General features: G+C 69.8%; 25 protein-coding genes and 1 pseudogene. 5 read left to right on the top strand and 21 right to left on the bottom strand.

Annotated elements, in window-relative coordinates; all coding sequences use genetic code 11:
• Together ACIPSA_RS14560 and ACIPSA_RS14555 are read left to right on the top strand one after the other, a co-directional pair.
• Positions 1–1,146 carry an amidohydrolase family protein gene (locus tag ACIPSA_RS14560; RefSeq protein WP_402633614.1) on the top strand — a complete coding sequence of 382 codons (1,146 nt, stop codon included), beginning with the start codon at positions 1–3 and terminating at the stop codon, positions 1,144–1,146.
• A 42-nt stretch (positions 1,147–1,188) separates the two neighbouring features.
• Positions 1,189–1,716 (top strand): NUDIX hydrolase family protein, encoded by a 528-nt coding sequence (locus tag ACIPSA_RS14555; protein ID WP_402633611.1) that lies wholly within the window; start codon positions 1,189–1,191, stop codon positions 1,714–1,716.
• Positions 1,717–1,735: 19 nt separating this feature from the next.
• On the opposite strand, the gene ACIPSA_RS14550 is transcribed toward ACIPSA_RS14555, so the two are convergent.
• Both ACIPSA_RS14550 and ACIPSA_RS14545 read right to left on the bottom strand, forming a co-directional pair.
• Positions 1,736–2,665 (bottom strand): carbohydrate kinase family protein, encoded by a 930-nt coding sequence (locus tag ACIPSA_RS14550; protein WP_402633608.1) that lies wholly within the window; start codon positions 2,663–2,665, stop codon positions 1,736–1,738.
• Positions 2,662–3,348, bottom strand: coding sequence for a class II aldolase/adducin family protein (locus ACIPSA_RS14545; RefSeq protein WP_402633605.1), 687 nt, complete (start codon positions 3,346–3,348; stop codon positions 2,662–2,664). Before ACIPSA_RS14545 ends, ACIPSA_RS14550 begins: the two co-directional genes overlap by 4 nt.
• Before the next feature lie 57 nt (positions 3,349–3,405).
• Between ACIPSA_RS14545 and ACIPSA_RS14540 the strand changes: the two genes are divergently transcribed.
• Positions 3,406–4,077, top strand: coding sequence for a TetR/AcrR family transcriptional regulator (locus ACIPSA_RS14540; RefSeq protein ID WP_402633602.1), 672 nt, complete (start codon positions 3,406–3,408; stop codon positions 4,075–4,077).
• A 477-nt stretch (positions 4,078–4,554) separates the two neighbouring features.
• Here ACIPSA_RS14540 and ACIPSA_RS14535 read toward each other — a convergent pair whose 3' ends face one another.
• The 7 genes and pseudogenes from ACIPSA_RS14535 to ACIPSA_RS14505 form a co-directional block, all read right to left on the bottom strand.
• Positions 4,555–5,025 carry an iron-containing alcohol dehydrogenase gene (locus ACIPSA_RS14535; protein ID WP_402633600.1) on the bottom strand — a complete coding sequence of 157 codons (471 nt, stop codon included), beginning with the start codon at positions 5,023–5,025 and terminating at the stop codon, positions 4,555–4,557.
• Positions 5,026–5,559: 534 nt separating this feature from the next.
• Positions 5,560–6,789, bottom strand: a complete 1,230-nt coding sequence (locus ACIPSA_RS14530) for a PucR family transcriptional regulator (protein WP_402633597.1) — start codon at positions 6,787–6,789, stop codon at positions 5,560–5,562.
• Positions 6,790–6,952: 163 nt separating this feature from the next.
• Positions 6,953–7,800: pseudogene (locus ACIPSA_RS14525) on the bottom strand (oxidoreductase).
• A gap of 90 nt (positions 7,801–7,890) precedes the next feature.
• Entirely contained in the window at positions 7,891–8,379 is a 489-nt protein-coding gene (locus ACIPSA_RS14520; protein ID WP_402633594.1) for a DoxX family protein, read from the bottom strand.
• A gap of 60 nt (positions 8,380–8,439) precedes the next feature.
• Positions 8,440–10,383, bottom strand: coding sequence for an amidohydrolase (locus ACIPSA_RS14515; protein WP_402633592.1), 1,944 nt, complete (start codon positions 10,381–10,383; stop codon positions 8,440–8,442).
• A 127-nt stretch (positions 10,384–10,510) separates the two neighbouring features.
• Entirely contained in the window at positions 10,511–11,197 is a 687-nt protein-coding gene (locus ACIPSA_RS14510) for a YoaK family protein (RefSeq protein ID WP_402633589.1), read from the bottom strand.
• 454 nt (positions 11,198–11,651) lie between these two features.
• Positions 11,652–12,314 (bottom strand): hydrolase, encoded by a 663-nt coding sequence (locus ACIPSA_RS14505; RefSeq protein ID WP_402633586.1) that lies wholly within the window; start codon positions 12,312–12,314, stop codon positions 11,652–11,654.
• 226 nt (positions 12,315–12,540) lie between these two features.
• Here ACIPSA_RS14505 and ACIPSA_RS14500 point away from each other — a divergent pair, with 226 nt between their 5' ends.
• Positions 12,541–12,669, top strand: coding sequence for a hypothetical protein (locus ACIPSA_RS14500; protein WP_402633583.1), 129 nt, complete (start codon positions 12,541–12,543; stop codon positions 12,667–12,669).
• Between the two features lie 342 nt (positions 12,670–13,011).
• On the opposite strand, the gene ACIPSA_RS14495 is transcribed toward ACIPSA_RS14500, so the two are convergent.
• Positions 13,012–13,227 (bottom strand): catalase, encoded by a 216-nt coding sequence (locus ACIPSA_RS14495; protein WP_402633580.1) that lies wholly within the window; start codon positions 13,225–13,227, stop codon positions 13,012–13,014.
• A gap of 29 nt (positions 13,228–13,256) precedes the next feature.
• Between ACIPSA_RS14495 and ACIPSA_RS14490 the strand changes: the two genes are divergently transcribed.
• Positions 13,257–14,138 (top strand): SDR family NAD(P)-dependent oxidoreductase, encoded by an 882-nt coding sequence (locus ACIPSA_RS14490; RefSeq protein WP_402633577.1) that lies wholly within the window; start codon positions 13,257–13,259, stop codon positions 14,136–14,138.
• A gap of 693 nt (positions 14,139–14,831) precedes the next feature.
• Here ACIPSA_RS14490 and ACIPSA_RS14485 read toward each other — a convergent pair.
• From ACIPSA_RS14485 to ACIPSA_RS14435, 11 genes are all read right to left on the bottom strand, one after another.
• Complete coding sequence (locus tag ACIPSA_RS14485; protein WP_402633574.1) at positions 14,832–15,071, bottom strand: hypothetical protein; 240 nt, start codon at positions 15,069–15,071, stop codon at positions 14,832–14,834.
• A 129-nt stretch (positions 15,072–15,200) separates the two neighbouring features.
• Positions 15,201–16,634: an NAD-dependent succinate-semialdehyde dehydrogenase gene (locus ACIPSA_RS14480; protein WP_402633803.1), complete on the bottom strand. Its 1,434-nt coding sequence runs from the start codon at positions 16,632–16,634 to the stop codon at positions 15,201–15,203.
• 32 nt (positions 16,635–16,666) lie between these two features.
• Positions 16,667–17,644, bottom strand: a complete 978-nt coding sequence (locus ACIPSA_RS14475) for an alpha-ketoacid dehydrogenase subunit beta (protein WP_402633571.1) — start codon at positions 17,642–17,644, stop codon at positions 16,667–16,669.
• Positions 17,632–18,645: a thiamine pyrophosphate-dependent dehydrogenase E1 component subunit alpha gene (locus ACIPSA_RS14470; protein WP_402633568.1), complete on the bottom strand. Its 1,014-nt coding sequence runs from the start codon at positions 18,643–18,645 to the stop codon at positions 17,632–17,634. Before ACIPSA_RS14470 ends, ACIPSA_RS14475 begins: the two co-directional genes overlap by 13 nt.
• Before the next feature lie 28 nt (positions 18,646–18,673).
• On the bottom strand, positions 18,674–19,921 hold the full coding sequence (locus tag ACIPSA_RS14465) for a M24 family metallopeptidase (protein WP_402633565.1): 1,248 nt from the start codon (positions 19,919–19,921) through the stop codon (positions 18,674–18,676).
• A 26-nt stretch (positions 19,922–19,947) separates the two neighbouring features.
• The gene (locus ACIPSA_RS14460; RefSeq protein ID WP_402633562.1) at positions 19,948–20,889 is read right to left on the bottom strand and encodes an NAD(P)-dependent oxidoreductase; all 942 of its coding nucleotides are present in this window, start codon (positions 20,887–20,889) and stop codon (positions 19,948–19,950) included.
• A 3-nt stretch (positions 20,890–20,892) separates the two neighbouring features.
• On the bottom strand, positions 20,893–21,702 hold the full coding sequence (locus tag ACIPSA_RS14455; protein WP_402633559.1) for an ABC transporter ATP-binding protein: 810 nt from the start codon (positions 21,700–21,702) through the stop codon (positions 20,893–20,895).
• Positions 21,702–22,433, bottom strand: coding sequence for an ABC transporter ATP-binding protein (locus tag ACIPSA_RS14450; RefSeq protein ID WP_402633556.1), 732 nt, complete (start codon positions 22,431–22,433; stop codon positions 21,702–21,704). Before ACIPSA_RS14450 ends, ACIPSA_RS14455 begins: the two co-directional genes overlap by 1 nt.
• Positions 22,430–23,452, bottom strand: coding sequence for a branched-chain amino acid ABC transporter permease (locus ACIPSA_RS14445; RefSeq protein WP_402633553.1), 1,023 nt, complete (start codon positions 23,450–23,452; stop codon positions 22,430–22,432). Before ACIPSA_RS14445 ends, ACIPSA_RS14450 begins: the two co-directional genes overlap by 4 nt.
• Positions 23,449–24,324 carry a branched-chain amino acid ABC transporter permease gene (locus ACIPSA_RS14440; protein WP_402633551.1) on the bottom strand — a complete coding sequence of 292 codons (876 nt, stop codon included), beginning with the start codon at positions 24,322–24,324 and terminating at the stop codon, positions 23,449–23,451. Before ACIPSA_RS14440 ends, ACIPSA_RS14445 begins: the two co-directional genes overlap by 4 nt.
• A gap of 6 nt (positions 24,325–24,330) precedes the next feature.
• Positions 24,331–25,599 (bottom strand): amino acid ABC transporter substrate-binding protein, encoded by a 1,269-nt coding sequence (locus tag ACIPSA_RS14435; protein ID WP_402633548.1) that lies wholly within the window; start codon positions 25,597–25,599, stop codon positions 24,331–24,333.
• Between the last annotated feature and the right edge of the window lie 19 nt (positions 25,600–25,618).

Genomic DNA, 25,618 nt, shown 5'->3' with positions numbered 1-25,618 from the left:
ATGGGCAGCGCCCTGCGCGAGGAGCTCGACCGGCTGCCGCTGGTCGACCACCACTGCCACGGCGCCGTCACCGCCGATCTCGACCCGGAGGAGTTCGAGTCGCTGATCACCGAGGGCGAGGCATGGCCCGGGATCTCACCCTTCGACAGCCCGGTCGGCGTGGCCGTACGACGGCACTGCGCTCCCCTGCTGGACCTGCCGCGCCACGCCTCGCCCGCCGATTACCTGGCCCGGAGGGCCGAACTGGGCTGGCGCGAGGTCAACCGGCGCTTCCTGTCCGCCGCGGGGGCCGAGGCGTTCTGCGTGGACACGGGGTTCGCCCCGCACCCCGTCACCGGACCGGCGGAGCTGGCCGACGCCGCGGGCGCCGCGGCGTACGAGGTCGTACGGCTGGAGGGCGTGGCCGAGGCGGTGGCGGCGCGGGGCGTCGAGGCGGGCGAGTACGCGCGCGTGTTCCGGGCGGCCGCGGAGGATGCCGTACGGCGGCCGGGCGTGGTGGCGGTGAAGTCGGTGGCCGCCTACCGCACCGGCTTCGGCCTCGCCCCGGCAAGGCCCGCGGACACCGAGGTGACGGAGGCGGTACGGCGCTGGCTCGCGTCCGGCGGCCGCCGCCTGGCCGACCCGGTCCTGGTACGGCACCTGCTGTGGACCGCCGTCGACCTCGGACTCCCGCTGCAACTGCACACCGGCCTCGGCGACAACGACATCCGGCTGCACCGCTCCGACCCCGCCCTGCTGACGGACTGGCTCCATCTGACGAGCGGCACCGTCCCCGTGCTGTTCCTGCACTGCTGGCCCTACCAGCGCCAGGCCGCCTACCTGGCCGCGGTGTTCGAGCAGGTGTACCTCGACGTCGGGCTGGCCCTCCACTACACGGGCCCGGCGCGGTCCCGGGCGATCCTGGAGGAGGCCCTGGAGATCACCCCGTTCCGCAAACTGCTGTACAGCTCCGACGCCTACGGTGTGGCCGAGTTCCACCACCTCGGCGCGCTGTCCTTCCGGCAGGGGCTGGCCACTCTGCTCCAGGACCGGGTGGCCGCCGACGAGCTGAGCCTGCCCGACGCCCTGCGGATCGCCGCATGGACGGGGCGTGACAACGCCCGCCGCCTGTACGGACTGCCCGCATCCGACCTCGGCCGCGACTGAGCGCGCGCCCCGCCCGGAAAGTATGATCAAGCAATGTCAGACATGACCGAAACCACGCCCGGCTGGCTGTCCACGGACGAGCTGGAAATGGCCCGCGCCCACATGCCGATCCTGTACGTCGAGGCCGTGCCGGTGCGCGTCGACGACAGCGGCGAAGTCACCAGCATCGGACTGCTGCTCCGCATCGGGCCGGACGGAACGGTCAGCCGGACCCTCGTCTCCGGCCGTGTCCTGCATCACGAACGGGTACGTGACGCCCTGCTGCGCCACCTGGAGAAGGACCTCGGCCCGGTGGCCCTGCCCCGGGTCCCGCCCTCCCTGCAGCCGTTCACGGTCGCCGAGTACTTCCCGACCGCGGGCGTCACCCCGTTCCACGACCCGCGCCAGCACGCGGTGTCCCTCGCCTACGTCGTCCCGGTGACCGGCGACTGCCGCCCCCGGCAGGACGCCCTGGACCTGGTCTGGTTCACACCTCAGGAAGCCGTGTCACCGGCGGTCCAGAGCGAGATGCCGGGCGGCCACGGGGTGCTGCTGAAGCAGGCCCTCGCACATGTGGGGCACGTGGCCTGAGCCGGGAGCCGCCCCCAGGTCAGGCGCGTGCCTCGTGGGTCCGGGCGAACTCGTCGGCGCCGGCGAGGTCGAAGTCGCCGTGGTCGCTGCCGAGTCCCTGGGCCACCAGCGCCGCCGCGGCGCAGCCGAGCACGGCCGACTCGCGGGGTGTGCGGCCCAGGCCCACCCCGCGCAGGAAGCCCGCGGAGAACGCGTCGCCGCATCCCGTGGTGTCGACGACGTCGATCGCGAAGGCGGGGACCGTTTCGGTGCCCTCCTCGGTGACCAGGAGCGCGCCGTCACCGCCGCGCGTGACCGCGACGAGGCCGGCGCCGGCGCCGAGGAGCTTCTTCGCGCCCGCCACCAGATCGTCCTCGCCGGAGAAGCCCAGGACCTGCTCGTCGTTGGGCAGCAGGTGGTCGACGTACGGCAGGGCCGCCGCGATCTGTTCGAAGCTGCCGAGCACACCGGGCGCGAGCAGGTCCACGGAGGTGACCACGCCGTGCTCCTTGGCGTGCGCCAGGATGCGTGCGGCGACGTCGACGCCGATCAGCTCCGGGCCGCCGAGGTGCAGGTGCGTGGCTTCGGCGATCGCGTCCCAGGGCACGTCGTCGAGCCCATAGGTGATGTTGGCGCCGAGCAGGTGCAGCGAGGGCCGGTCGCCGTTGGGACGGATGGGCAGGACGCTCGCGGAGGTGGGGGTGTCCGGGCGGCGGACGAGGAACTCGGTGTCGATACCTGCCCTGTTGAGCAGCTGGACCAGCATGTCGCCGGTCGGGTCGGTGCCGATGGCCCCGACGCTGCGTACCGAGGCGCCGAGCTTGGCCAGGGTGAGCGCGGTTCCGCCGGCCGTGCCGGCGGCGGTCATCCTGATGTCCTCCACCAGCGTCGCGCCCTGGCCCTCGGGTATGGCCTCCACCGGCCGCACCAGCACGTCCAGCACATGTACGCCCAGCGTGACGACCTTCATCGGTTTCCCTCCTGCACGGGTGGTACGGACTGGGTGGTGCCGTAGTTGCGCGCGATCGCGGCCTCGATGACCGCGAGTTGCTGGTGCTCGTCGAGGACACGGGGACTGCCGATGGCGGCCGCGTGCTGGTAGACACCGCAGGCCCACTCCAGCAGCAGGGCGTGTTCGACCGCCTTGTCGAGCGTCGGGCCGTGGGTGATCGCCCCGTGATTGGCCATCAGGGCGGCACTGCGGCCGTCGAGCGCGGCGAGCACCGACTCGGCCAGTTCGGGGGTGCCGAACGTGGCGTACGGGGCCACCCGCACGGTGCCGCCCAGGGCGAGCAGCTGGTAGTGGATGCAGGGCAGTTCGTCCAGGACACAGGAGAGGGCGGTGGCCATCGGGGCGTGGGTGTGCACGACCGCTCCGGCGCCGTGGCGCCGGTAGACGCCGAGGTGCAGATCCAGTTCGGAGGTCGGCCGCAGCGTCCCGGCCACGATCTCCCCGTCGAGGTCGACCACGGTCACCTGACCGGCCGTCAACTGGGCGAGCACCGCTCCGGTCGCGGTGATCGCGACCCGCTCCCCCACTCGCATGCTGACGTTTCCCGCCGTACCGATGAGCAGGCCCGCCGCCCCCAGACGGCGACAGGCCTCCGCCACGGCGGCCCTCTCCCGGCCCAGCGCGGAGCTTGAGTCCGTCATGGACGCGACGCTAACGTAAACCTGAAACAATGTCACGTTCACTTTCGGAGGCCATGCGTGGGCGAGCCGACCGCGGACACGGACCGGGCCGGTGGCGCCGCCTCCCTGCGCCGCACTCCCCAGCAGGCGCGCAGCAGGGCCCGCCTCGCCCGGGTCCTCGAGGCCGCGGAGCGCGTCCTGGTCGCCGACGGCGTCGAGGCGCTGACCACCACGCGCGTCGCGGCGGAGGCGAAGGTGTCGGTCGGCTCGCTGTACCAGTACCTGCCCGACCGTGACGCGATCATCGACGCCCTCGCGACCGGGTACTTCGCCAGGCTCGAAGCGGTCATGGAGGACTTCGTCCGGGCCGCGGCGGCCGAGCGCTGGGACGACCCGGTGGGTGTGCTCGTCGACGCCTGCGCCGCGGTCTACCGCACCGAACACGGCTTCCGGGCCCTGTGGTTCGGCAGCGGTCTGACCGAGCGGGCCCGGGCCGCGGACCGCGAGCACAAGCGCCGTATGGCCGACGGGGTCCGCCGCGTCCTGCTCGCGCTCGGCCTCGCCCAGGACGACGAGGCGCTCGGCCGGGCCTGCCACGCCGCGTTCCTGGCCGCCGACGCGCTCGCCCAGGAGGCCTTCCGCCGCAACGCCGAGGGCGACACGGCCCTCCTCGCCGAGGCCAAGATCATGCTCCGCGGCTATCTCACGGAGGTCACCGCGCGCTACCGGCGCCGGCCGTCGCGGGCATGAAGAAATGCGCAGATAAGAAAGCGGGCAGGAAAGTGGACAGGAAAGCAGGCATGGAAAAGGCCGCCTTCCCATCCTGAGAAGACGGCCTCCGACCTGCCGTGAAGCTGGTCGGGACGACAGGATTTGAACCTGCGACCCCTTGACCCCCAGGAGTAGGGGTCAAGGGTATTTTCTGGATATAGCGAACTTAATCAGGACGCATGATGTACGAAGCAGGCTCTCGCGTGCACCATCGCGCACAGCGTGTGGTCCCCAACTGGTCCCCACCCGCGGTCACAGCTCTGCCGCCAGACGCTCCGTGAGACGCGCCGACGTCATGACGAAGCGTTCTTCTTGAACTTGCGGTGTGGCGGCGTCACCACCCGCCCGCCTGTTTGCGCGCTCATGCCCTGATAGCCGGCATCCGGCAGGATCTCGATGAACGGATCGTCGATCAGGAGCTTGACCGATTCGTGACCGTCATCGACAGCGGAAGCGTCAGTGTGAATTCGACGTCGTAGACGACGGTCTCGGGCAGGATCTCCGGGGACGATTGCGTGACCTTGCGCCCGTCCGGGTCTCGCCGAGCACGGGCGTCACCTCGGAGCCGGCGCAGGTGGTCGGCAGGATCACCTTCGGCAGGCCCGTGCGCAGGGCCGGCGCCTTCGACAGGCCCGTGGTCGAACCGCCACCGACGGCGACGATGCCGTCCTCGGAGGACTCCTTGAGCACATCGAGAGCCTGCTCGGTCACCTCCGCCGGCGTGTGCATGGCAGCGCCGTCGAACTCCGTCGCCGGCAGTCCACCGAGCGCCTCCCGTACGCGTGCTGAGGCCGCCGCGAGCGGCCCGCTGGACAACAGCAGCACCCGGGAGCACCCCAGCCGCTCGACCTCCTCGCCGAGGCGGCCGACCGTGCCGGCACCGAAGACCACCCGCGAGGGGTGGGATGTGTAGACGAACGTCCGCATGGAAAACTGCCTCCACGTGTCATCCGGGGCGCGTAGGTCCCCCGAGCTACCGCGTAAGCGAATGACGTGCAGTGAACTCCTGCACGACCCACGCGTCCGCACGAAACACGCGTGTGTGCCGCGTCGGCCGGCACCCGCCGTCGGCGGCGCCGAAGCGGCGGAGCGCTGCACAGTTACTGTCTGCTCGGGCTGCTGCCGCGGCACGGCGAAGATGCCGGACATGGACCACTGCGCCCATCTCGCCGACCTGCGCGAGGTGTTGTCCGGCATGGCCCGCGTGCGTCCCGTCAACTGCCTGGACGGACGCCGACGAGCTTGCCTGGCGGCAATCCACTGACACAGACCGTATCGCGCAGTGCACGGAACGTCTGGCCGCACACGTGCACATCAACGTCCGGACGCGTACGGGGAGATGGACGACGTCGGCACCGTTCTGGACCACGACGTCGCCAAGGTCGTCGTCGGGTCCGAGGCATCGGCATCGAGGGACGAGCAGTCGCGGCGAGGGTCAACTCAGCCCGTGTACCGATCGGTTCAGCTGTTCGCTGTCTTCAACGTCCCCTTGGCGCCGGGCAGCACCGCGGACGGGGGTTTCGGCGTCTGCCGCACTGCGCACAGGGCGAGGAAGAGTTCGGTGATGCCCCGGGGATCGGTGAGGGAGCGGCCGGTACGCTCGGCGATGCGGCGCAGGCGCGTGCGCACTGTGTTGGGGTGAACGTACAGGCGCTTGGCGGCCTCGTCGGCCGATCCGCCGCAGCCGAGCCAGGCGTCCAGCGTGTCCAGGAGCACAGCGCATTCGCCGGCCGGCAGGGCCTCGATCGGACCGAGGACGTGGCTGGCAACGTGTGCCATCACGTCGGGTGCGCCGGCTGACGCGACCGCGACCGGAGAGTCGTCGAAGACGGTCACGGCGGCGCTCTCCGCGCCGCCGGCGCGCATGGCTACCTTGGCGAAGCGCAGCGCTTCCCCCGTCCGGCATAGTTCGTTGTAGGAGGGGCTCACCCCTACGCGTTGCTCCGCGTGGCGGCGCAACACCTCGGTGAGGTCGTCGAGTTCCCGCGGGGTACGCAGGCACACGATGCCCTGCTGGAGATCGGGGCGAAGCCGCCAGAAGGAGCAGATGCCACGCCGGCTCAGGACGTCCGCGACGTCCGGCAGGGCCTGCCGACCGATCTGCGGCACCTCCGCGACAACCACGACGAAGGGACCGTTGCGCGGCACGCCCATGACCTCCGCAGCGGACAACACGGCGTCGGCGTCCATGGCTCTGCCCTCCAGCAGCGCCTCCACCAGCGCCGAACGCTCATGCTCGCTGGCGAGGATCCGCTGGGCCACCGTGTCGTGGTACCCGGAGACCATGGCCTGGGTGATGTTGTCCTGGATCTCGCACATCGCCGAGGCCACTGCGACCAGCACGTCGCACTCCACATGGGTGTTCTCGATGGCTTCGGTGACCACTGTCTCCCACAAGTACTTCAGGCCGATGCGGTAGGCCGTCATCACCGTGGGAAGCGGCACATCCTGCAGCGCGCGTCCACAGCCGATGCGGGCCGCGGCCGCGATGTCCAGAGGTTCCTGTCCGGACAACGCGTGGAGTGCGTTGCCGAGATGCTTGCGGCAAGCCTCCTCCAGCTCCTCGTCGGGCACCGCGTCGTAGTGGTAGTCGTGCGAGCCGGCGCGGACGCGCGCCGCCATCTCCTTGGCCAGCTCCCCGACACGTTCGAGCAACACGGCCGCCAGGGCTTTGATCTCCTCATCGACCATGGTCTTCTCCGACCGATCAGCGGGTCTCCCTGTCTACGCTACCGCCGGAGCGACAACTCGCACCGTGGCACGGCGCCGCTGCCTCGCAGAACCAAGGCCGAGTGGCCCATTTCCCATGGATTGCGAGGTGCACCTGCATGTCGTCTGATGCGTGTCACGCGGGTCAGACGGCGCCCTTCACATCGTCGTGGTCCGTGGACAGGGCCAGCTCCCGCCAGGCGTCGGTCTCCTCCCGGAGATAAGCGATCTTGCGATCCATCTCCGCCAGGCAGTCGCCGCCGAGCTGCGCGCGCACCGGCGGGTTCGCGGCGTCGGCGAGGGCGAGGATGGCCGTGGCCCCCTTGACGGGGTCACCAGGCTGGGCGTGGTTGAGGCCCGGGACGGCCTGACGCACGACACCCGCGGTCGCGGCGTAGTCGGAGATGACCTGGTCCTCCGTGTGCAGGCTGGTGGCGTCGAGGAAGTCGGTGCGGAAGTATCCCGGCTCGACGACCGTGACCTGGATCCCCAGCGGCGCCAGCTCGGCACGCAGGGCCTCCGAGAGGCCCTCCACGGCGAACTTGGTGGAGCAGTAGACGCCGAAGCCCGCCACGCTGCTGAAGCCTCCGACGGCACTCACGTTGAGGATGCGGCCCGACCGCTGGCGGCGCATGACCGGCAGCACGGCACGGGTGACGTTGGCCAGACCGAAGACGTTGGTGTCGTAGACCGACGGAACGCGGCATCGGTGGTCTCCTCCACCGCGCCCAGCAGACCGCGTCCCGCGTTGTTGATCAGGACATCGATCGTCCCGAACTTCTGCACGGCCTCCTCGACAGCCGCACGGGCCTGCGCCTCGTCGGTGACGTCCAGGGCGACAGCGAGCAGGCTGTCCCCGTACTGGGAGAGGGCGTCCTGCACGGCCTTGGGGTTGCGGGCCGTCGCCACGACCTTGTCACCGCGCTCCAGTGCCTGGCGTGCGATCTCCAGGCCGAAACCGCGGGCCGCACCGGTAATGAACCAAGTGGACATGCCACTACCCTTCGTTCGTTTGATTTTCCGGAAAATCAAGTCGGATGGAGTGCATATTTGTATGCACTGATTTATGTGTAATGCGATGGTTTAGTAGCGACTGCTGCCGAGGAGGGCGCGGGTCATCAGTCCGCTGGCGATGCCGAGGCCGACGGCCGCGGCTGTCCACCATGGGGCCGAGGGAAGCAGCCCGATGGCCTGGTCGACCGACCAGCGGCCGGGTCCGGTGAGCGTCAGCACGGCCGGCAGGATCAGCAGCACGAGCGGGTACTCGTAGCCGTTGTTCTGCACCCAGAGTCCGTTGCGCCACTTCACCGTGACCGCGACCGTCATGACTCCCCCCGCGATGGTGGCCGCAAGGGGGGTGAGCGCTCCCGCGGTGAACAGCAGGCCCGCGACGATCTGCCCGCCTCCCGCGGCGGCCGCTGTGAGGCGGCCGCCGCGGAACCCGTCTGCCCGGAACTCCTCCGCTCCACCTTCGATCCCGTGGCCTCCGAGCCGGTGGCTGACCTTCTGGATGCCATGCCCGACGAACAGCAGGCCGAGGGCCAGCCTCAGGATGAGCAATCCGGTGTTCATCGCACTCTCCTCATGCGTGGGTGGGTGGTACTGGAGCGGTGAGTCGGGGTGTGGGGTGTGTTACAGCACGAAGCAGGCGTCGAAGATCTCGGGCGCGGTCTCGGAGGTGAATCCGCGGGCCGCACGCCACTGGCGGTGCTGTTCGGATTCGGCGACGGCCTGGCCGAGGAGTTCGGCCTGTCGCGCGCCCGAGATGCTGGGCTTGACGGTGGCCTGGTAGCCGCCGAAGTGCGCCACCGGGCTCCACAGCGGGCTGACCGGCGGGAGTTGCTCGTCCAGGCCCTCGTACTCGCCGGCGGCGTAGACGATGCGGCCGCCGGTGACGGTGAGGAGGGACTCGATGTGCGGGATGTCCTGCTCGTCGACGCTGAAGAAATCGTCGGAGAGGATGGCGAGGTCGCCGTAGTAGCCGGGGGCGAGGATGCCCTTGACATCCTGCTCTCCGGTGAGCTGGGCGCCGGCCTGGGTGTACATCTCCAGGGCCTTCTCGCGGGAGACGCGGTTCTCCGGCGGATAGATCGCCAGGTCGCCGACGGTGCGGCCGGCCACCAGCCAGTGCAGGGCGACCCAGGGGTTGTAGGAGGACACCCGGGTGGCGTCGGTGCCGGCGCCGACGGTCAGGCCGCGCTCCAGCATCGCGCGGATCGGCGGGGCCTCGGCGGCCGCGCCCGCGCCGTAGCGGCGGACGAATGCCTCGCCCTGGAAGGACATGCGGTTCTGGACGGACACGGCGCCGCCGAGGGCGGCGATGCGGTCCAGGCTGTCGCGGGAGACGGTCTCCGCATGGTCGAACAGCCAGCGGTTCCCGGCGGGGAAGAGGCCCTCGGCGGCGAGCTTCTCGAAGACCGTGAGGTCGCGGCGGATCGTCTCGTCATAGGTGGCGTGCAGGCGAAAACCCCAGCCGTTCTCCATCAGCAGACGCACGGCCTGCTCGAACTCGGCCTCGTAGGGGCCGAGTTCCGGGCGGGGCTGGGAGAAGTTCTCGAAGTCGGCGGCGGCCCAGGTAAGGTTCTCGCCCGCGCCGTTGAGTCGGAGCCACTCGTCGCCGTCGCCGGGGCGGACCATTTCGATCCAGCGCTTGAGGTCGGCAACCTCCTGCCCGCCGGTCTGCGGGAAGAGGTGGTAGGCGATGCGCAGCGACAGCTGGCCTTCCTTGGCCAGGTCGATGACGGTGCCGTAGTTGTCGGGGAAGTTCTGGAAGCCGCCGGCCGCGTCGATGGCGGAGGTCAGACCGAAGCGGTTGAGCTCGCGCAGGTAGTGACGGGTGGAGGTCTTGAGGTCCTCGCCCTGGAGGGTGGGGGCCTTGGCCAGGGTGGAGTACAGGATCAGGGCGCCCGGGGCGGCCAGCAGCATGCCCGTGGGCTCACCGTTCGGGCCACGGACGATCTGCCCGCCGCGGGGGTCGGGAGTGTCCTTGGTGAAGCCAGCCGCCTCGACGGCGGCGCGGTTCATGATCGCCGACTGGTAGAGGTTGAGGACGAAGACCGGGGTGTCCGGCGCCGCGGCGTTGAGCTCGGAGACGGTGGGCAGGCGCTTTTCGGCGAACTGGCTGGCGGAGAATCCACCGACTACGCGGACCCACTGGCCCTTGGGGGTGCGGGCCGCCTGCTCGCGCAGCATGGCCAGGCCCTGGCGCAGCGTGGGCACACCGTCCCAGCGCAGTTCCAGGACGTAGTTCAACCCGCCCCGGATCACGTGCAGGTGAGAGTCGTTCAGGCCGGGGATGACCCGGCGGCCCAGCGCGTCGACCACCCGGGTGTTCGGGCCGATCAGACGGGCCACGTCGGCGTCGTCGCCGACCACCGTGACCTTGCCGTCCCTGATTGCGACCGCGCTGGCCTGCGGACGGCCCGGGGCACCGGTGTAGAGCTTGGCATTGCGCACCACCACGTCCGCGATGTGGGCCGCGGGGTACTCGATGCCGAGGTGCACATTGCGCACCGTGGCCTCGGCGGGGTTCTCGTCGGTGACGGGGGGAAGGCCAGCCACAGGCATAGTGGCCATGGAAATCATCTCCAGTAAGTGGGGGGTTCTCAGAAGCTGTGTGAGGGGTGAAGCGGCTACCGCGAGGCCGCGGCAAGGTGGCGGTGACCGACGGGCCGGGCGAGGCGGGAGTGACCGGCGGGCCGCGTCAGTTGGAGGTTGAGCCGCGCGGCACGACCAGAGTCGCGGCAGCGGTACCGAACGTGCTGACCAGCAGGGGCCAGCCAAGCCCCACATGCCGCACGAGCAAGGCTCCCCCCAGTGCCCCGGCCAGCATCGCCAGTACCGAGGCCAGTCGGCGCCCGGCACGCGGATTGGTACCGCCTGCCAGAGTCGAGTCGGATGCCAGTCCCGTCAAAGTGAGCGTCAGCACCGTCGTGGTCACATCCGGCACGGCGAGTTTGCGGACCGTCCCGTTGCGCAGGCCCATGGCCAGCGCGATCAAGGCGATCAGCGCAGGGACCGCATGAGTCGCGGCGAACGCGACAAGGGTCGCCACGGCCAGCAGAACCATTTCAAGAACCAGAATCCGGCGCAGCCAACTCAACGGACCGCGGCGGCGCAGCACGGTTTCCAGACGACCGGCCACCACCGCACCGGCCAGAAAGGCGGCCAGCGACACCAGCGAGCCGAGCACGGAGAAGCCGGGGACGCCGACGGCAGCGAAGCCGATGATGACCACGTTTCCGGTCATGTTCGCGGTGAAGACATGCCCCAGCCCCAGATAGCTGATCGCGTCGATGAGGCCGCTCACCGTCGTCACGGTCATGAGGGCCGGCAGGAGCGGCTCACGACCGCCCGGCGCGCCGGGCGCCGAGGAATGATTGAGGTTCACTGTCGTTTCCTTGGGCCGCAGCCCATGTCCGATTCGGGTTGTTCTTGCGTGCGGACGCAGCCCGTCGCATCGGCTGGACGCTCTGCCGCGGGCACGGGTCGGCTCCCGGGCGGCGCCCAGGATGCGGTCGAAGATCTTCGCCAGGGCCCTCGGTCATCCGGCCGGCAGCCGTGGGGACGAAGCACCGCCCCAGCGCTCACGGTCGCCGGCCGTCGGCCGGCGACCCAGCTGCCGCGCCAAGTCCCGCAGGCGACAGCACCCTTCAGGGGCCGTCCAACTGACCGTTGTTCGCGCGCGGTTCGGCGCCTGCCTGCGGCGGGTGCGTTCACCGTGCGACGCGGGACGACCTCCGCGCCCCTCGAAAACCCCGAACGTCGTGCACGTCGAGGTCTTGGGCAATGGGCCGGCGCCGACCCGGGGCGAGGCGCTCCCGGGCCGGCGGGCCAGATGAGGGTCAGCCAGCGGCGTGGGCGCCGATGACGGACTGGGCATAGACGACGCCGAGGCCGTAGGCGCCGCCGTGCTCCTTGACGATGTCCATGACGGGCAGGTACGTCTCGGTACGGGCCCAGTCACGCTGCAGCTCGAGCAGGACCTGGACCCAGGTCACCGGCACGGCGCCGGCGCTGACCATGCGCTGGACGGCGTGCTCGTGGGCTTCGGGGGTGATGCCGCCGGAGGCGTCGGCCACCACGTACACCTCGTAGCCCTGACCGAGCGCGGACAGCACCGGAAGCACGATGCACACCTCGGTCCACAGACCGGAGATGATGATCTTCCGACGGCCGGTCGCCTTGATCGCCTCGACGACCGCGCTGTCCTCCCAGGCGTTCATCGTGGTGCGGTCGATGATCTCCTGGCCCGGGAAGACCTCGGCCAGCTGCGGCAGGATCGGGCCGGAGAACGACTCGGCGGCCACGGTGGTCAGCACCGTCGGGACGTTGAACGCCCTGGCCGACTTCGCCAGACCCACGGTGGCGTTGACGATCGAGGTGCGGTCACCGCTGCCGGTGCCGAAGAACATCTGCGGCTGATGGTCGACGAACAGCATGACCGAGTTGTCGGGCGTCAGCAGGTCCGGGCTGGGAGCGGCCTTGACATTGGCAGCGCTGAACATAACGGGTTCCTCTTCCAGTAGAGACAGGGACTCACGCCTGGCGTGCTTCGCGGCGGATCGGCCGAAAAGGCGGCCGACCCGTGCCATCAGTCCCTGCGATTCGTTCTTGGATGCCGACATCGCGGCCTCCTTGGGTGTCACGCCAGGGCAGGTGATCCGACCCCGGGCAGGACGCTCAGGTCAAACCTTCTTCTAGAGAAAGTATTTCTATGTAAGAAGTTGAATCATGAACGTAATGGGTGACGTGCATCACTCGGATCTGACCGCCGCGCTGCACATCGACGTCGAAATCTTCACTGGCCCCGACAAGAACGTCCACGTTCCCCGCCACAGCGATCGGGCCTGGCAGCAGTGACGGGGAACAGTGGCTGCCGCGACACATCCGACGACGACCACTGCGCCACCCACCACGCCCACCTGCGGGAACCGCTTCCCCCAGGCGCCCGGAAGACGCCCGAGCCGGGGTCGCGACCAAGGCGGGCATGGGTGGCGCCCTGGGGCCGCACCGCCCGGCGACCGCATCAGCACAGCACGCACATCCGGCGACGAAGCGGTTGGCGGCCGTGCACACCTCCTTGCCCTTGCGCATCCTGCGACCATCGCTCCGGCGATCAGCTGGCCCAGACCCGCGCCGGCAAGCACGCGGAACGGCGCGCTGTCGCCACAGAGCGCGAAGCCGCCTGGCGGCATGATCCGATCACGGTGCCTGTGGTTCACCCAGCCGGGCGCGATGTTCATCGCCGCAGGAGAACCCACGGGTCAACTGGCCGCGGCCAGGTGAAAGACCGGTGCCGGGCACCTGGTCGTTCGACTCGAACGCCGCCTGCTCCCTCTCCGCGTGCGCGTCGGCCATGCCTCGGTCGAGCACCAACTCGCCCACCTCGCACAGCGGGTGGTCCCGCGCCTGAGACACTCCGCTCCTGAAGGGACCACCTCCACCCCATGAACCTCCAAGGAAAAACCGCCTTCATCGCCGGAGCCACCTCCGGGCTGGGCCTGGGCGTAGCCCGGCACTTCGCCGAACGCCGCGCTCACGTCGTCCTCGTCGGCCGCCGCCGCGAGTTCGCCGAGATGTTCACCGGCGAACTCGGCGAACTCGGCGGCAACGCTCTCGGTCTCGGCGCGGACATCACCGACCCCGACCAGGTGGCCGCCGCCATCAACGCGACCCTCGACCGGTTCGGCACGCTCGACATCAACGTCAACACCGCGGCCTACATCGCCGCGGTCCCGCTGACTGAGGCGGACGGAACACCGGCCGACCCGGCCGAGTTCACTCGCATGGTCACCACGAATCTCGTGGGCACCTTCAACGTCATGAGCCAGGCCGCCGCGGCGATGCTGAACAACGTCCCCGACGACGAGGGCGAGCGAGGCGTCATCATCAACACCTCGTCCGCCGCCGCGCACGACGGCACCATCGGCATGGTCGGATACTCGGCGACCAAAGCCGCGCTGGCAGGGATGACGCTCCCCGCCGCCCGCGAGTTCGGGCCGTGGCATCCGCGTCAACACCATCGTCGACGGCGGCTTCGACACACCGATCTTCGACGGCTTCACCGACGACGCGGCCATCGCCCAGCGGGTCCAGCACTTCGCCGGCCCCCGCCGCCTGGGCAGACCCGAAGAGTTCGCCGCGTTCGCCGGCCACATCGTGGAGAACGGCTACTTCAACGCCTCCAACCCACGCCTGGCCGCCGGGTATCGCATACCCCTCGCCTTCTGATCGACCAGTGTGTGGTCGCGTCGGCTGCCTTGCTCGACACTTCCGGCCGAACTTCGACGCGGATCCGGGCGGGTGCGTCTACCAAGTGTGCACGTTGACGCACCATATGGCACACCTTGACTGGGTCAAGGGGCGCTTCAACGCAGTCAAGTGCGCTGGTCCCCAACTGGTCCCCAAAACAGTCAAGGGGCTGTTTCAGATGCGCTCCGAAACAGCCCCTGACCCGCGACTTCGCAAAGTCGGGACGACAGGATTTGAACCTGCGACCCCTTGACCCCCAGGAATGAGCACCAAAGGTATTTTCTGGATACAGCAGACTTGATCCAGGCGCATGACGTGCGTAGCAGGCTCCGTCGTTGACCATCGCGAACGCCGCGTGGTCCCCAACTGGTCCCCAAGCAGAAGCCACAGCAGCCCTCCCCGCTTCCGGGACCAACGCCACTCAGCCGGCACTCGACGGTCCGACTGTCGCACGATCCCCATCAATGTGGGGCACCGCCCCGTGAGACCACCTCCAAACACGCGAAAGAGGGCGCCTGACCAGGGAAGATGCCTGGCAGACGCCCTTCTCGGGCTCGCACTACGCGCATCGCCGCCCACCCTCGGCACACGTCCCTGGCCACCCGTCCACCCTCAACTGGCTCGGCGCAGCGGCCGACGGCCGGGCCGGCCGGTTGGGCTTCGGCATGGTCCCTCGGAATGCTGGGAATGCGGAGAGCGCCGGGGCGGGGCCGCTGGATGCGGCCCCGCCCCGGGGTGGTCGGCCGGGTCTGATCCGGTGGGTACTTACTTCAGGCCGAAGGCCCGGTGACCTTGCCGTCGGCAGCCGTGGTGACCGTCACCCTGTCGCCGGTGAGCAAGGTGACGGTATGTGCAGTCGCCTGGTGGGTCGTGGCGCCGGTCGAGGACGGTCCCGGGGTCCTGGTCTCTGGGGTGGCAGAGGCCGAGCCCGGCAGCTGGGCCGCTAGAGCGGTCAGCATCACCCCGGCGGCGGCCAGGGCTGCCCGTCTACGGGCGGATATGGGTGGCATCGCACTTCCTTGCGTAGATGCAGCAAAGCGTGTCAGATACGACCTTTCAAACCTGACTGCCCATCAATCATTCTGCTTGGAAGGGTGAATTGGCCAGAAGTTCAAAGGCACACCGGGGTGTGCGCGTGCTCACCAGTGCACAGCGATGTACTTGCTCTCGGTGAACTCCAGCAGCCCGTCGTGGCCGCCCTCGCGTCCGACACCGGACTGCTTGATGCCGCCGAACGGGGCCGCCGGGTCCGACACGACCGGACGGTTGAGGCCGACCATGCCGGACTCCAGCGCCTCGGACACCCGAAGGCCCTCGGCCAGGTCCCCGGTGTAGACGTACGACACCAGGCCGTACTCGGTGTCGTTGGCCATCCGGATCGCCTCGTCGACGTGGTCGAAGGAGACGATGGGCGCGACCGGGCCGAAGATCTCCTCCGCCAGGATGGGCGCGTCCGGGGGGACGTCGCCCAGCACGGTCGGGAGGTAGAAATAACCGGCGCGGTCAGGGGCCGTGCCGCCGGCCAGCAGCCGGGCGCCGGCGTCGACGGCCCCCGAGACCAGTTCACCGATCTTCTTCCGCGCCGCCTCGTTCACCAACGGTCCGACGTCCACGCCCGTGTTCAGTCCGGGGCCGACCGTGAGCGCCGCCATGGCCGAGGCGAGGCGGCGGCCGAACTCCTGGGCGATCGAGGCGTGCACGTAGAAGCGGTTGGCGGCCGTGCACGCCTCTCCGCCGTTGCGCATCTTGGCGACCATCGCCCCGGCGACCGCCTCGTCGAGGTCGGCGCCTGCGAGGACGAGGAAGGGTGCGTTCCCGCCGAGTTCCATGGAGACGTTCACCACCGATCCGGCGGCCTGGCGCAGCAGTTCCCGCCCGACCTCGGTGGAACCGGTGAACGACACCTTGCGGACCCGGGGGTCGGAGAGCAGGACCTCGGCGATCCGGGCGGAGCGGCGTGAGGGGACGACGTTGACCACGCCCTCCGGCACGCCCGCCTCCTCCAGCAGCGCCCCCAGCGCCAGCGCGGTCAGCGGGGTGTCGGAGGCCGGCTTGAGGATGACGGTGCAGCCCGCCGCGAGCGCTGGGCCGATCTTGCGGGTGGCCATGGCGGCGGGGAAGTTCCACGGCGTGATGAGCAGCGCGACGCCCACGGGCTGGCGCAGCACCATGATCTTGTTGGTGCCGGCCGGTGCCGTCTGGACAGATCCAGTGGCGCGCACCGCCTCCTCGGCGTACCAGCGGAAGAACTCCGCCGCATAGGCCACTTCGGCCCGCGCGTCCGCGAGGGCCTTTCCGTTCTCCCGGACGATGAGCTCGGCGAACGCCTCGGCGCGCGCGGTCATGAGCTCGAACGCCCGGCGCAGGATCTCGCCGCGGACGCGCGGTGCGGTGGCACGCCAGCCGTCCAGCGCGGCATGGGCGGCGTCCACGGCCGCCATCGCGTCCCTCAAGGTGGCGTTCGAGACCTCCGCGAGAGGTGCGGCGTGCGCGGGGTCGACCACCTCCAGGGTTCCGCCGTCACTGGCCGGCGTCCACCGGCCGCCGATGAGCAGCCGGGTGGGGGTTTCCATACGAGTAATCACGATCGGCCTCCTGGAGCCGGTCAGTCGACGCTCTTGGCGACGGTCTCGACGATGCGGGCGATACTGGGCAGGGTCGCGTCCTCCAGGGCGTCGGCGGCCGGCAGCGGCACATGCGGGGTGGTGATCCGCACCAGCGGCCCGTCCAGGGAGGTGAAGCCCTCCTCCGCGACGATCGAGACCAGCTCGGCGCCCCAGCCGCACAGCCGGGGGTTCTCCTCGACGGTGAACAGGCGGCCGGTGTGCTCGAGGGAGCCCAGCACCGTGCTGACGTCGAGCGGGACCAGGCTGCGCAGATCGATGACGGTGGCATCGATGCCGTGCTGCCGCTGGAGCTGCTCGGCGGCGGCGAGCGCGCGGGGCACCATCAGGCCGAGGGAGACGAGCGTGACGTCCCCGCCGTGGCGCAGCACCTTGGCCGTGCCGAGCCGGTCGACGATGTCGCCCTCGGGCACTTCGGCCTTGGTGGGGTACAGCCCCTTCGCCTCCAGGAAGATGACGGGATCGGGGTCGCGTACGGCCGCGGCCATCAGGCCCACGACGTCGGCGGGGCTGGAGGGGGCGACGACCTTCAGTCCCGGGACGGCCATGGCCCAGTTGGCGATGTCCTGGGAGTGCTGGGCGCCGAAGCGCAGGCCGCCGCCGTTGCCGGACTTGATGACCAGAGGGAAGGACATCTGACCGTTCGTCATGTACCGGGACTTGGCTATCTGGTTCACGACGATGTCCCAGCAGACCGCGAAGAAGTCGGAGAACATGATCTCGGCGATGGGCCGCAGGCCCGTCATGGCCGCACCCATCGCGGCGCCCAGGATCGCCTGCTCGGAGATGGGTGTGTCGCGCACGCGGGCAGGGCCGAACTCGTCGAGCAGGCCGGCCGTGGTCTTGAACACGCCTCCGGCGGCGGCGATGTCCTCGCCGAGGAAGACGATCGACTCGTCCCGCCGCATCTCCTGCGCGATGCCGCGGGCGACCGCGTCGCGGTAGGTCAGTTGCGCCATGTCGCACCTCCGTCAGCCCATACGTCCTTGAGCACCAGGTCCTCGCCCGGCTGCGGTCCCGCCTTGGCCTCGGCGGTCGCCTCGTCCACCAGGCGGGCCGATTCGGCCTCGATCTCGTCGAGGACGGACTCCGCGACGCCGAGGCCGAGCAGCCGCTGCCGGTAGGCGGGGATGGGATCGCGCTTCAGCCACTCCTCGACCTCCGCCGCGGGCCGGTACTTGGCCGGGTCGGCCCGGGAATGGCCGCCGTGCCGGTAGGTCTTGGCCTCGATGAGGGAGGGTCCCTCGCCCGACCGGGCACGCGAGAGGGCCGCGACCGCGGCCTCGTGGACCGCCTCGGGGTCGTTGCCGTCCACGACGACCGGCTGCAGCCCGTACGCCGCGGCCCGGTCGGCGGCCGGGTTCGGCACGGCGGTCACCGAGCCGATCGCCGTGTACTCCATGTACAGGTTGTTCTCACACACGAACACCACGGGCAGCTTCCACACGGCCGCCAGGTTCAGCGCCTCGTGGAAGGCGCCGATGTTGGTGGTGCCGTCACCGAAGAAGCAGACGGCGGCCTGTCCGGTGCCGCGGTACTGGGCCGACCAGGCGGCTCCGGTGGCGATCGGCAGATGCGCGCCGATGATGGCGTAGGACCCCATCATCCCGTGGTCGACGGACGTCAGATGCATGCTGCCGCCCTTGCCTGCCATCAGGCCGTTGGCCCGGCCCATCAGCTCGGCCAGGATGCCGGTCATCGGTACGCCGCGGGCGAGGGTGTGGGCATGTCCGCGGTAGGTGGCGAAGGTGTAGTCGTCGTCGCGCATGGCGACGCCGAAGCCGGCGGCGATGGCCTCCTGGCCGAGGGACAGGTGGCTGGTGCCCTTGACGAGGTTCTGCAGGAACAGGTCGTAGGCGCGCTTCTCCATACCGCGCATCCGCACCATCTGCCGGTAGAGCGCCAGACGGGTGGGCTCGCCGATATCTGACGCGGCGTGCCGGGTCTGCAGGGTGGTCACGATCCCGTACCTCCTTTCCGGTGGTGGTCTAGTAGGGGTTGGCGACGAACAGCTCCTGCGCGGGGAACAGGGTGAGGACTCGTGCGCCGTCGGCGGTGACCACGACCTCCTCCTCGATGCGCGCGGCGGAGTAACCGTCCGATGCCGGGCAGTAGGTCTCCAGCGCGAAGACCATGCCTTCCTCGATCTCCGCCGGATGCTCAAGGGAGTTCAGGCGGCTGATGATGGGCCGCTCGTGCAGGCCCAGACCGAGCCCGTGGCCGAACTGCAGTCCGAAGCAGTCCATTTCGGTGGCGAACCCGAAGTCGGTGGCCTTGGGCCACGCCTTGGCGATGACGTCGGTGGTCTGCCCGGGGCGTACGAGCTCGATGGCGGCGTCGATCCACTCGCGTGCCCTGGTGTAGGCGTCGCGCTGCGCCGGGGTGGAGGAGCCGACGTTCAACGTGCGGTAGTAGCAGGTTCGGTAGCCCTGGTAGGACTGGATGATGTCGAAGAAGCAGGTGTCACCGGGCCGGATGAGCCGGTCGGTGAAGTTGTGCGGATGGGGGTTGCACCGCTCGCCCGACACGGCGTTGATGGCCTCGACGTCGTCCGAGCCCTGCTCGTAGAGGTACTTGTTGGCCAGCGCGACGATGTCGTTCTCGCGCACACCGGGCTTGAGGGCCTCGGAGATCTGCTGGTAGGCGCCGTCGACCATGGCCGCGGACTGCGACAGCAGCATGATCTCGTCGGGGTTCTTCACCGCGCGGGCGTCCAGCATGACCTGCTGGGCGTCGACGACGGTGAGTCCGGCGTGCTGCATCTCGAAGAGGAACGGCGGCTCGACGATGTCGATGCCGATGGGCGCGTCGGCGACGCCGTGGTCGGCGAGGATGCCGCGCAGTTCGGCGACCGCGCGCCGCATGAGACCCACCTCGGGTGCGACGGCGCCCCGCAGGCCCAGCATGCCGGCGCGGCAGTTCTCAGGCTGCAGCCACGGCGCGTACATCTGGTGGTGGCGGGCGGCGGAGCCGAAGTCCCAGACCATCGGCTCGTGGTCACGGGTCAGCAGCGCGTAGCGGGTCATCTTGTCCCGCGACCACTCGCCGATCACCGTACCGGTGACATAGCGGATGTTGTTGACGTCGAAGAGCAGGACCGCGCCCAGCTCCGACGCCTCCAGAGCGGCTCGGGCGCGGGACAGCCGGTAGGCACGCAGCCGGTCGAAGTCGACACGGGTCTCGAAGTCGACGGCGGTGTGCCCGGGGGCCGCCGTCAGCGGGGTGGTGGTCACCATCTTCTCCTTGTCGGTGTGACGGTGGTTCAAGAGGCGGGGCGCAGGCCGTCGGAGACGTCCGCGTTCTCGGGTACGAGGGTCAGCCCGGCGGAGCCGGCGGCCTCCGAGAGCAGCACGGCGAAGTCGGTGTCGTCGTGACCCCGGCCGACGGACTGCTGGACGATGTGGTGGGTCAGTGCCGCCACCGGCATGGGGACCTCCAGCTCCCTGGCGGCCGCGAGGCCGAGGTCGAAGTCCTTGCGCAGCAGCTCGGGTGTGAAGGTCGGCGTGAAGTCGAGGTTCACGAAGGCGGGGGTCTTGTAGCGGGTGAAGACCGAGCCGAGGACCGAGCCGTTGAGGAAGTCCAGGAACGCGGCCCGGCTCACGCCCCCCTTCTCGGCCAGCACGGTGATCTCGGCCATCGACTGGGTGACGACGCCGAGGAAGATGTTGTGGGCGAGCTTCACCAGGCGGGCCACATCGTCCGGCCCGGCGTAGGTGACCGAGGGGGCGATCGTGGTGAGCAGCGACTCGGTCTCGTCGAAGGCCTCGCGGGGGCCGGAGGCGACCATCGAGAGCCGGCCGGCCTTCACCACCTTGGCGTTGCCCGACACGGGGGCGACCAGCAGTGCGGTGCCGACCTGTTCGGCCTCCGTACGCACCTGCGCCGAGACGTCCTTCGAGACGGTGGAGCAGTCGACGAGGATCCGGGGCTTGGCGGACTGCCGCAGGATGCCGTGCTCGCCGAGGGTGATCTCGGCGAAGTCCTTGCTCGCGCTGACCATGGTGAACACGACGTCGCGGTCCGCCAGTTCCCCGGCGGTGTCCACGATGGTGGCGCCCAGCTCACGCAGCGGCTCGCACTTGCTGCGGGTGCGGTTGTAGACGGTGACGTCGTGGCCCGCGCGCAGGAGGCGGGCGACCATCGCGTAGCCCATGCGGCCGGTACCGGCCCAGCCGATGGTGGGACGGGGCGTGTGATCGGTCATGAGTCAGTCCTGTGAAGTGGGGTCGCCGTGCGACGACGGGGCGGAAGAGGAGGCGAGAGAAGCGGAGGGCCGGGCGCCGCCGCCGAGGTACAGCCGGCCGACCTCCGGATCGGAGAGCAGGTCGGTGCCGGTGCCCGTCAGGGCGACCCGGCCGCCCTCGAGGACGACGCCGGTGTGCGAGACGGCCAGGCCGGAGCGGGCGTTCTGCTCGACCAGGAGGACGGAGCGTCCGGAGTCCGCGAGGTCCGCGACGCTGCGGAAGACGGCGGTGCGGGACTTGGGGTCGAGCCCGATGGAGGGCTCGTCCAGGAGGATGAGGACCGGGTCCAGCATCAGGGTCCGCGCGATCTCGACGGTCTTCTGCTCGCCACCGGACAGAGAGCCGGCGTGGGCGCCCGCCCGGTCGGCGACCAGCGGGAAGGAGGCGGCGATGTGTTCCCAGCGCTCGGCGACAAGGCGCCGGTCGCGCAGGACGTAGCCGCCCATCTCGACGTTCTCGCGTACGGTCATCGCCGGGAAGAGGCTGCGGTCCTGCGGCACGTGGACGATGCCCCGCAGGAGCCGTTCGCGGGCACTGAGCCGCGAGATGTCCTCGCCCTGGAAGGTGATGGTGCCGGAGGCCGGCTTCAGCAGGCCCGAAATCGTCTTCAGGGTCGTGGACTTGCCCGAGCCGTTGGGACCGATGAGGCAGGTGACTTGCCCGGCGGTGACCGTCAGGTCGACGCCCCGCAGGATCAGGCCCGCGCCGTATCCGGCGGTGACGCCGTCCAGGGTGAGCAGCGTCGTCGCGGGTTCGGAGGTGGTGTGGGTCATCATTCCCCCAGATAGGCGTCGAGCACCCGGGGATCGGCCTGGATGTCGGCGGGTCCGCCGGCCGCGATGGGCCGGCCGCGGTCGAGGACGACGACGGGGTCGCACAGCCGCATCACCAGCGGCATGTCGTGCTCGACGATCAGGAAGGTCACTCCCTGCTCGTTCCTGGTGCGCACATGGCGCTCCATGGTCTCGATCATCACCGGGTTGACCCCCGCGGTGGGTTCGTCGAGCAGCACCATCCTGGGATCCGCCATCAGCACCGCGGCGAACTCGCACAACTTGCGTTGGCCGTAGGAGAGTTCGGAGGCCTTCAGGTCGGCCTTGGCGGACAGCCCGAAGTCGTCCAGCAACTCGTCGGCGCGTGCCCCGTCGGTCCGGGCGGCGCGCGGGCCGAGCAGTGCGGTCCAGTGGTGTCCCGCGGCGGCGATCAGGTTCTCCCGTACGGTGAGCGAGCCGAAGATCCGGGCCTGCTGGAACGTGCGGGTGAGTCCGCGGCGGTAGAGCAGCGCCGGGTCCGGCCGCCGGTAGGTGGTGCCCGCGAACCGGAGCGAGCCGGAGTCGGCGGCCAGATAGCCGGTGATCATGTTGAACGCGGTCGTCTTCCCCGACCCGTTGGGACCGATGAGCGCCGTGACCGAGCCTTCCTCGACGTCGAACGAGCAGTCGTCCACCGCCCGCACCCCGCCGAAGGACTTCGTCAGACCGCGCACTTCGAGCAGTGCCGTCATCGTCCGCCCACCCGCTTCCCGAGCCGGTCCGCGAGCGAAGGCAGGATGCCGCGGGGAAGGACGAGCATCACGACGAGGAACAGGGCCGCGTATCCCACCAGGTGCAGCGAGTTGGCCCCGAGCTGGTAGGCGAGGTACTGCTGCACGGGTACGACGAGGAATGCTCCGAGCACCGGCCCCCACAACGTCCCTCGCCCGCCCAGGTACACCATGAGCACCATGCCGATGGTCACCAGCGGGTCCACCGCGAACGGCGGATAGACGAAGGACACGTAGTACGCCCACACCGCGCCGACGGCGCCGGTGAGGCCGACCGACAGCGCGAACGCCGCGAGCTTCGCCACCGCCGTGGGGGCCCCGATACCACGGGCCTTGTCCTCGTCATCGCGGACGGTCGCCAGGATCAGCCCCAACCGGGACCGCATGATGAGGGCGGTCATCGCGACGGCGACGGCGAGCAGGGTCACCAGCACGTAGTAGAAGGGGAAGGCGAAGTAGGCGACGCCGAAGGGGGCCGGGCCGATACCTATGCCCTGCGCACCGCCGGTGAGGGCGCGGACGTTGAACGCGAGGGTCTGGACGACGAAGACCAGTGTGATCGTGACGATCGCGAAGGTCGTCGCCCGGGTGCGCATGGCGATCCAGGCGACCGGCAGCCCCACCAGCGCCGTGCCGACGGCCACGACCGGCAACGCGAGGAAGGGTTCCCAGCCGGAGACGGGCGGGTGGTGGTGAAACCAGATCGCCTCGCCGTAGGCGCCGATACCGAAGAACGCCGCGTGGCCGAGCGAGGGATAGCCGGCGAGGCCGCCCACCAGGTTCCAGGCGCTCGCCATCGTGGCGTACATGAGCGTGAAGATCAGCAGGTTGACGATCCAGGGCTGGCCCACGGTCCAGGGCGCGGCCAGCAGCGTGGCGAAGACGACGACCGGTACGGCTATGCGCCAGAGCCTCGGACGGCGTACGAATCCGGAGCGAGGGCCTGCGGCCACGGGCGTCGCGGAGAGAGTGGAGGTCACAGCGCCCCCCGGAGCCGGGTCCCGAACAGCCCCTGCGGCCGCAGCAGCAGGACGAGGAGCAGCGCCGTGAAGAAGGTGAATCCGGCCCACGACGGTGACCAGGTCGCAGCGACCACCGCCTCGGCCACCCCCATCAGCACGCCGGCCACGACCGCTCCGCCGAGGCTGCCGAGGCCGCCGAGCACGACGATCGCCAGGAGCCGCGCGATGAGGTCGTAGTGGCTGCCCGAGTTGAAGGGGTAGACCAGGCCGAACACCGCGCCGGCGGCGCCGGCGGTCGCCGTGCCCAGGCCGAAGCCGAGCGCAGAGACGCGTTCGGGGTTGACGCCGAGCAGCCGGGCCGCGGTCGGGTTCTGCACGGTGGCCCGCACCGAGGCACCGAAGCGGGTGCGGTGCAGCAGCAGCCACAGCCCGCCCAGGACGGCGAGGGACAGCCCGAAGGCCGCGAGCCTGGTCACCGGCAGCCGGTAGTCGCCCAGGTTCCAGGTGGTATCGCGGTAGGTGGTGTTGATGGAGCGGAAGGTCGTCTTGTAGACCGACGCGAGTACGCCTTCTACGGCCAGGGCGACGGCGAACATCACGAGCAGGCTGAGCTCGCCGTCTTCGCTCTTGAGCGGCCGGAGGAACACCCACTGCACGGTGACCCCGAGCACGAACATCACGGGGGTGACGATCAGGATGCCGAGGAACGGGTCGATCCCGGCCCAGGTGAACAGGGTGTACGACAGGTAGGCGCTGAGAACCACCAGCGCACCCTGCGCCAGGTTGATCACCCGCATGATGCCGAAGACGAGGGTCTGGCCGCTGGCCATCAGGGCGTAGACACCGCCGGTGAGTATGCCCAGGAGGATCGCCTGGAGGAGTGTGTGCACGACCGCTCACTTCCCCCAGGCCGGCTTCGTGGTCAGTGGCCTGGCGACTGCCGTGTCGACCGGGTAGACCGGGTAGACCGGCGTCAGCCGGTTCTTCTGCCACTGGACGAGGGTGTAGTGGCCCTTGGGCTCGCCGTTGGCGTCCCAGGACAGGTCGCCCACCGGGGTCTGCCAAGTGCCGGAGCGCAGCGTGGAGATGATGGTCTCGTTGTCGACCTTCCCGGTCTTCTTCGCGACCTGCTCGATCAGCGTGCCGACCGAGTACGCCTCGGCACTGGTGGTGTCGATGTCCGTCTCGGCGCCGCCGTACTTGGCCAGGTACGCCTTGACGAACTCGGGAGCGCCGGGCTGCTGGGAGCCGGCGAACCAGTCGCCGGTGGTGAAGATGCCCTCGGTGTTGCCCTTGCCGACCTTGTCGGGGAACTCCACCGGGTTGTTGGCGCCGTTGGAGACGAACAGCCAGCGGGGGTTGAAGTCCAGCTGGATCATCGCCTTGACCTGGGCGTAGGCGTCCTCGGACTGCGTTCCGGAGACGAGCAGGTCGGGCTTGGCGGAGGCAACCTTGGTGATCACCGGGGTGAGGTCGGTGAGGTTGTCGGGGTAGGTCTGGGCGTACACGGTCTTGATGCCGGCCGCTTCCAGGCGCCGCCGGACGTTGTCGGCGAGCGGAGCGGCGAACGGATCGTCAAGTGAGGCGTATGCGGCGGTCTTGGGACGCTTGGCCGGGGGCAGAGAGAGCAGGTAGTCGACGAAGATGTCGCCCTGCTTGACGATGGCGGCGGGCTGGACGAAGAACAGGTTGTCCAGGTGCTGGGCGAACACCTTCGGCCCGCCGCCGGCCGGCTCGAGGAAGGCGTAGCCGTAGCGCTTTGCCACCTGTGAGGCCGGGATGGTCAGCAGACTGGAGTACGGGCCGACGACGAGATCGACCTTGTCCTTGGTGATGAGGTTGGTGTAGTTCGTCGTGACCTGGTTCGGGTTGGACGTGTCGTCGACGATCTTGAGGGAGACCTTGCGGCCGAGCACGCCGCCGCGGGCGTTGACATCGGACACCCACAGGTCGTACCCGCGCTTGGCGGCCTTGCCGGGATCGGCGAAGTCCCCCGTCAGGGAGAGCGAGATGCCGATCGTCAGCGTGTCCTTGCCGGGGTCGTTGCCCGCTCCCTGGGCAGTCCCGCCGGTCGCGGGCCCGCAGGCGGTGAGCGCCGCCGCGGTCGTGGCCGCGACGGCCGCCAGGAACCCACGGCGGCACCATCGGTGTCCTTCGACGCTCAATGACAATCGATTGTCTTCC

The sequence above is a fragment of the Streptomyces sp. NPDC086549 genome, from assembly GCF_044746205.1.
Taxonomy (GTDB): Bacteria; Actinomycetota; Actinomycetes; order Streptomycetales; family Streptomycetaceae; genus Streptomyces.
This window is presented reverse-complemented; position numbering and strand designations above follow the sequence as displayed.